Source organism: Flavobacterium sp. (assembly GCF_036405015.1).
Classification (GTDB): domain Bacteria; phylum Bacteroidota; class Bacteroidia; order Flavobacteriales; family Flavobacteriaceae; genus Flavobacterium.
The window spans coordinates 1-6,373 of record NZ_DASWYK010000024.1 but is presented as its reverse complement, the minus strand read 5'-3'; the positions used below and the strand labels follow the sequence as shown (position 1 = coordinate 6,373).

Annotated in this window: 6 protein-coding genes and 1 pseudogene; 3 read left to right on the top strand and 4 right to left on the bottom strand. The window is 34.0% G+C overall.

Annotation, left to right across the window (positions count from 1 at the left end; all coding sequences use genetic code 11):
- Positions 1-182: 182 nt before the first annotated feature.
- Positions 183-1,403, top strand: a complete 1,221-nt coding sequence (locus VGE71_RS02240; RefSeq protein ID WP_331136840.1) for a DUF763 domain-containing protein — start codon at positions 183-185, stop codon at positions 1,401-1,403.
- A 45-nt stretch (positions 1,404-1,448) separates the two neighbouring features.
- On the opposite strand, the gene VGE71_RS02235 is transcribed toward VGE71_RS02240, so the two are convergent.
- Positions 1,449-1,643 carry a hypothetical protein gene (locus VGE71_RS02235; protein WP_331136841.1) on the bottom strand — a complete coding sequence of 65 codons (195 nt, stop codon included), beginning with the start codon at positions 1,641-1,643 and terminating at the stop codon, positions 1,449-1,451.
- A 166-nt stretch (positions 1,644-1,809) separates the two neighbouring features.
- Between VGE71_RS02235 and VGE71_RS02230 the strand changes: the two genes are divergently transcribed.
- On the top strand, positions 1,810-2,445 hold the full coding sequence (locus tag VGE71_RS02230; protein ID WP_331136839.1) for a DNA-3-methyladenine glycosylase: 636 nt from the start codon (positions 1,810-1,812) through the stop codon (positions 2,443-2,445).
- A gap of 5 nt (positions 2,446-2,450) precedes the next feature.
- Here the strand turns inward: VGE71_RS02230 and VGE71_RS02225 are convergent, their stop codons facing one another.
- Positions 2,451-3,098 carry a hypothetical protein gene (locus VGE71_RS02225; RefSeq protein WP_331136838.1) on the bottom strand — a complete coding sequence of 216 codons (648 nt, stop codon included), beginning with the start codon at positions 3,096-3,098 and terminating at the stop codon, positions 2,451-2,453.
- A gap of 89 nt (positions 3,099-3,187) precedes the next feature.
- Complete coding sequence (locus tag VGE71_RS02220; protein WP_331136837.1) at positions 3,188-4,210, bottom strand: LLM class flavin-dependent oxidoreductase; 1,023 nt, start codon at positions 4,208-4,210, stop codon at positions 3,188-3,190.
- Positions 4,211-4,434: 224 nt separating this feature from the next.
- Between VGE71_RS02220 and VGE71_RS02215 the strand changes: the two genes are divergently transcribed.
- The gene (locus VGE71_RS02215; RefSeq protein ID WP_331136836.1) at positions 4,435-5,841 is read left to right on the top strand and encodes an alkaline phosphatase; all 1,407 of its coding nucleotides are present in this window, start codon (positions 4,435-4,437) and stop codon (positions 5,839-5,841) included.
- A 189-nt stretch (positions 5,842-6,030) separates the two neighbouring features.
- On the opposite strand, the pseudogene VGE71_RS02210 reads toward VGE71_RS02215, so the two are convergent.
- Positions 6,031-6,373, bottom strand: a pseudogene (locus tag VGE71_RS02210) (insulinase family protein); the annotation flags it as partial.

The window sequence follows — 6,373 nt, the reverse complement described above, 5'->3', positions numbered from 1 at the left end:
CTAGTAAACAATTTTTATGAATATTAGACCTTTAATCATATAAATTTAATAAAAAGAATCTTTTTATTTTTCATAAATCTGTATCTAACAGATGTTTATAATTATTATAAATAATTCCTTGTTATAAGTTAGATATTCCATGCAAATACTTTTATTACCTTTGTAAAACACAATTGCTCAACATGAAACGTTCCGGTACAGCAGATCTTCCACTACATTATGGACAAGTTCCATTATGGCTTTCAGAACGAATGTCTAAACTCGGTTTTGCAATTGTAGAAACGATAGCTTTAGAATTTTCTACTTCAGAAGTAGTCAGTAAGTTGAGTAATCCTTTTTGGTTTCAGAGTTTTGGTGCTGTAATGGGCATGGACTGGCATTCATCTGGAATTACTACTTCTGTATTGGGAGCATTAAAAAAATCTGTCAATCCGCATTCCAAAGAACTTGGTATTTATATCTGTGGAGGAAAGGGCAAAAATTCACTTTTAACGCCACAAGAACTATTATTTGTAGGCGAAAAAACAGGCCTTGACGGAAACAATCTGGCCAATTGCAGTCGACTTACTGCTAAAGTAGACAATACAGCAATTCAGGACGGATTTCAGTTGTACCAACATAATTTTATTGTTGACAATAAAGGGCAATGGGCCGTTATACAACAAGGAATGAATCCTAATTCAAAAACAGCAAGAAGATATCACTGGCATTCACCGGATTTAAAGTCTTTTATAAATGAACCTCATACTTTTATTTATGGAGAAAATCAGGGAACGATCTTAAATCTAACTGCTGAGAAAGCCACAAAATCAAGAGAAGGTATTTTGGAGTTAGTCAAAGAATCTCCAACAAAAATTATAAAAGAAATGCAGCATCTTTCTATGCCTGCACATCATGATGTCAGAATTGAGGATGTTAACATGAAAAGACTGGGTGCAATGCTCTGGACAACTCATGAAAACAAACCAGAAGATTTTGAAGAATTATTACTTTTGAAAGGAATGGGACCAAGAGCTTTGCAATCCTTAGCATTGGTTAGCGAAATAATTTATGGTACTCCTACCCGATTTGAAGATCCTGCACGCTTCTCTTTTGCTCACGGAGGAAAAGACGAACATCCATTTCCTGTTCCTGTAAACATTTACGACGAAACCATTGATACTTTACAAAGAGCTATAAACCGTGCTAAAATTGGAAATAGTGATAAAATTGATGCTATCCGAAAATTATCTGAAATCTCAAGAAAAGCTGAGGAAGGTTTTACTCCCAATTCTAATTTTGACGCCTTAATTCAAAGAGAACGTGAAGAATCTTATAAATATGGAGGGAAAACGGTTTTTGGAGATGCTAAACCTCCAAAAAATAAACCTTCAAATCCGAACAATCAACTAGAATTGTTTTAACACATAATAAAAATGTCTCAGATTTGGTCTGAGACATTTTATGTTTTACTTCCTTTCTTCATTCTCTAATTTATCATCAAAATCAGGTTCCTCTCCTTTAAATTTATGAGTATCGGTATCATAATTTTCATCGTTAGTTAAAACTTCATCATGATCTCTGTATTGATGTTTTCTTGTATCACTTCTATGATCAGAGCCGCCTTTTTTAGCAGTATCTGAATTCTGATTGTTTGTTTTCATAATCTGCAAAATTTAAATTTCAATAAAATTACCTGAAATATGAAATTCCTGCTTATACAATCACTTTTAAAAGTTATAAAACTAGCACAATACGAATGATTCATTTCTGAATATATTGAGAAAGTTTTAAATTTACTTTTAAACAAATATTCTAATAGATAAATCAATGACGGAAAATGCTTCAAAATATCCTTTCAAATTACCGTTTTCATATTATTTAAATTCTGATGTTATTTTTCTGGCGAAAGATCTTTTAGGAAAAGTTCTTTACACCCAAATTGATGGAAAAACAACTGCTGGAATTATCGTAGAAACTGAGGCTTATTTTGGTGTTCAGGACAAAGCATCACATGCTTATGGAGGAAGACGAACCAACCGAACTGAAATTATGTTTGGTACAGGTGGTGTTTCCTATGTTTATTTATGCTACGGAATTCATCATCTTTTCAATATTGTAAGTTCTATTGAAGGAGAACCGCATGCTGTTTTAATACGAGCAATTGAACCTTTGGAAGGAAAGCAATTTATGGAAGAAAGAAGAAATATGATTTCTACTAAATCAGCCATCTCATCTGGTCCTGGTTCGGCTGCAAAAGCGATGGGAATCGATGCTTCTTTTAATAAAAAAGATTTAAACGGAGATGAAATCTGGCTGGAAGATCATGGTATTAAATATACTGAAGAGCAGATCTTTGCTTCGCCACGTGTAGGAGTTGCCTATGCACAAGAACATGCACTTTTACCTTGGCGCTTTTTTATTAAAGGAAATAAATACGTTAGTAAACCAAATAAAACGACTTAGCTATTTTATTTAGCAGTAAATTGACAAAGTATATTTCCGTTCTCACTTGAAATATTTACAATATCATTTTCATATTTTATCGTGATCACTGACTCCGTATTATTCTCTTTCTTGGGATATTCCGTACGTTTAGTGATTTTCACCACTCTATTTTGATTGTCGTAATCATTTACAATGCTTTCTGTACGATTGTAATTATTTCCAACATAATATTTTTTCTCATAAAGTAGCACGAAACATTTTGGATTGTAAACTATTTTAATTTCTCTACGAACCTCATAACTTCCGTATTCTGTCTTTGTTTCTGTCATTACATTATTCTGAAAAGAATATTCGGATTTTTTATCTTTTTCAAATGCATTAATATCTTCTTTTTCAATTTCTTCCCAATCTTTTTGAACTGAGAAATATTTCTTCAAATCAATACTTTTATAAACAGTACCTTCAATTTTCTCGATAAGAGTTTGTTTATTTTTAAAATTCAAAAACTTATTTGTTTTAAAGACGTCGTAAGCATCTGTTGAAAGTTTTTCTTTTTTAGATGGAGAATAAATTTCATTGACAAGTAAAGTTGAATTCTCCTGCGCACTACAAAAAAAAGTCGATAGTAAAAACAAGAAAATAGAAATATTCTTTAAAAGTACTTTATTCATTTTTGGATTGCATTTTTAAATTTAAAAGAAAAGATAAAAAACAATTAAGCTCCCTTAAAAAGGGAGCTTTGTATAAATTGATTTAAAAATTAACGCCAGCCCAATTCTGGAGCGACATATTTTAAGATAGATTCCAATATATGTACATTGTACTCCACACCTAATGTATTAGGAATTGTCAAAAGCAGCGTATCTGCTTCCTGAATGGCTTCATCCTGAGCAAGATCAGCGATAAGTTTGTCTGGCTCAGCTGAATAACCTTTGCCAAAAATAGCACGTTTATCACTTTCGATATAACCAAAACTATCTGCTTCTTTACCTTGATTTCCAAAGTAATATCTGTCCTCATCTGTTACCAGCGCAAAGATGGAACGACTTACTGAAACTCTTGGTTCATAATGATGTCCCGCTTTTTTCCATGCTTCCTTATATAATCTGATTTGTTCTGCCTGCTGAACATGAAAAGGTTTCCCATTTTCGTCATACTTTAGAGTAGAACTTTGTAGGTGCATTCCGTTCTCAGCTGCCCAAATAGCGGTAGCATTAGAGGCAGCTCCCCACCAGATTCGTTCTCTCAGTCCTTCAGAATGTGGCTCCAAACGCAATAATCCCGGCGGATTTGGAAACATAGGATACGGATTCGGCTCTGCAAATCCCTCACCGTCTAGTCTTTGCAAAAACTCTAGAGCTTTTCTGCGTCCCATATCGGCATCTGTTTCTCCTTCTAGAGGTTCATAACCAAAAGAACGCCAACCATCAATCACTTGTTCCGGCGATCCTCTACTGATGCCTAATTGTAAACGTCCCTCGGAAATTAAATCTGCTGCACCAGCATCTTCGACCATGTACAAGGGATTTTCATACCTCATATCGATAACTCCAGTTCCAATCTCTATTTTACTTGTTTTTGCCCCAATGGCAGAAAGTAAAGGAAAAGGTGACGCTAACTGTCGCGCAAAATGATGCACTCTAAAGTAAGCCCCATCCAAACCAATTTCTTCTGCAGCAACGGCCAAATCGATAGATTGAAGAAGTGTATCTGCTGCTGTACGAGCTTTATACGAAGGATGATTGGCCCAATGTCCAAACGATAGAAATCCTATTTTCTTCATAGATAGCATTATTAGTAATTATAATCTCAAAGATACGCATCATTATTGAGTTTTTCTGTGCTTAACTTTTAAGTTTAAATAAACATTGGCTTAGTTTAAATCTTAAATTCTCAAGTAAATCAACACTCGAAAAGAGATAATCTAAACAAAACAATTATTTAATGCAATAAAGTTGCGTTAGATTTCAAAATGTATTTAATTTACGCTTTACTAAATAAATTAAAATGAACAGACGCAGATTTTTAAAAGGCTCATCAGTATTAGCAGGACTATTTACGCTTAGTCCGTCCGTTATTCTAGCTAATGATTTGGAGACAATCACTAAGAAAGGCAAAAAAGCAAAAAATATAATTTTCCTGATTAGTGACGGAATGAGTTCAGGAACATTGCAAATGGCCAATTTGTACTCGCAAAATATTCTGGGTAAAAATGGAAACTGGATGAATCTTTACAAAGAAAATAAAGTTGCAAGAGCTTTAATGGATACTGCATCTGCAAATTCTGCTGTTACCGATTCTGCAGCTGCAAGTTCTTCTTTTGGAGGCGGTCATAGAGTTAAAAACGGAGTATTGAATATTGGTGCAAATGGCGAAAAATATCTTCCAATTTGGCAGAAATTTAAAAACGCTGGAAAAAAAGCCGGCTGCGTGACAACGGTTACGATAACACATGCTACTCCAGCAGGTTTTTGTGTAAATTCAGATAGCCGAAATGCTGAAAATGAAATTGCAGAAATGTATGCCGACCTTGGACTTGACGTTATGATGGGTGGTGGTGATGAATTTTTTAATGCATCGAAAAGAACAGATAAAAAAGATGTGTACAAGATTTATGAAGATAAAGGATATCAGGTTTTAAAAGGAAAATCAGATTTAGAAAATATAAAAAAAGGTACCAAAACGTTGGGTGTTTTTGCTACTGGAGCGCTACCGTATACAATTGACAGAAACAATATTGCAGAATTACAGCACACTCCTACTTTGGCAGAAATGAGTGCTGCAGCTATTGACCAGATGAAAGATCATAAAAATGGTTTTGTATTAATGATTGAAGGCGGAAAAGTAGATTGGGCAGCGCATGCAAATGATATTGCAGCCTTGATTCACGATCAGCTAGCTTTTGATGAGGCGGTGAAAACAGCCATCGATTTTGCCGAAAAAGACAAAGAAACTCTGGTAATCATTACTACAGATCACGGAAATGCAAATCCGGGACTAATTTATGGAGCCGATGCCGTAAAAAATTTCAACAGCATTGCCGATTATAAATATACCAATGAATATATTTTAAACGCTATTCATGCCGATTTCAATCTACAGCAAATTAAAGACTGGATAAAAGAAACCAATAAAATCAGTCTTACTGATGATGAAGCAAAGCATTTAAAGGATTTTTATTCTGGTTTAGAAAAACAAGAAGACGGTTTGTATAATTATAAAAAGTTACCTTTTAAAGCCTATTCAGAAATTCAGAAAAAACATAACAATGTGGGATGGATCAGTATGGACCATTCCGGAGATTATGTAGAATTGGCTATGTACGGTCCAGGAAGTGAATTATTAAAACCTTTTGTACAAAATATTGATCTTCATTACTTGATGCTGGAAGCGTCTATTGAAAAGGAAGTTTAGTGATTTCTTAAAATTGAAAGTTTACTTTTGTCGCAAAAACATAAAGCTCCAAATCATGTTTGGAGCTTTTATGTTTTAATAAAAATATTCTCAATCGCACTACTTTGTCAAAGTTTGAAACTTTGACAAAGTTAAATTTCAAGTTGAAAAACCATCACTGAAACTGAAAACTGAGACTGAAAACTGACATTATTTCAAAGGTAAACCGTCTTTATCAAGAGATCCCGATTTGATGATAATCATCTTGTCCAATTTGATGTATTTCTTAATCGCGTCGTTTACTTGTTGCAAAGTCGCCTTATCAATATCTTTTGGATATTGGTCGATGTAGTTTGGTTCTAAACCTCTTTCGATAAAACTTAAAATAGTTCTTGCCATTCCGTTTGTGGTAGACATTCCAACTTTAAAACTTCCGATCAGGTTGGTTTTCTTGTTTTCCAATTCTTCGGCCGTGATGCCGTCTTTTACCCATTTATCCACCTGAACCATAGTCGCATCCAGACCTTTTTGAAATAAATTCGGATTGAAAGAA

Bases quoted from the DNA above. Each gene is read 5' to 3' on its own strand.
- VGE71_RS02240 (WP_331136840.1), top strand. From the start codon at position 183: ATGAAACGTTCCGGTACAGCAGATCTTCCACTACATTATGGACAAGTT.
- VGE71_RS02235 (WP_331136841.1), bottom strand. From the start codon at position 1,643: ATGAAAACAAACAATCAGAATTCAGATACTGCTAAAAAAGGCGGCTCT.
- VGE71_RS02225 (WP_331136838.1), bottom strand. From the start codon at position 3,098: ATGAATAAAGTACTTTTAAAGAATATTTCTATTTTCTTGTTTTTACTA.
- VGE71_RS02215 (WP_331136836.1), top strand. From the start codon at position 4,435: ATGAACAGACGCAGATTTTTAAAAGGCTCATCAGTATTAGCAGGACTA.
- VGE71_RS02230 (WP_331136839.1), top strand. From the start codon at position 1,810: ATGACGGAAAATGCTTCAAAATATCCTTTCAAATTACCGTTTTCATAT.
- VGE71_RS02220 (WP_331136837.1), bottom strand. From the start codon at position 4,210: ATGAAGAAAATAGGATTTCTATCGTTTGGACATTGGGCCAATCATCCT.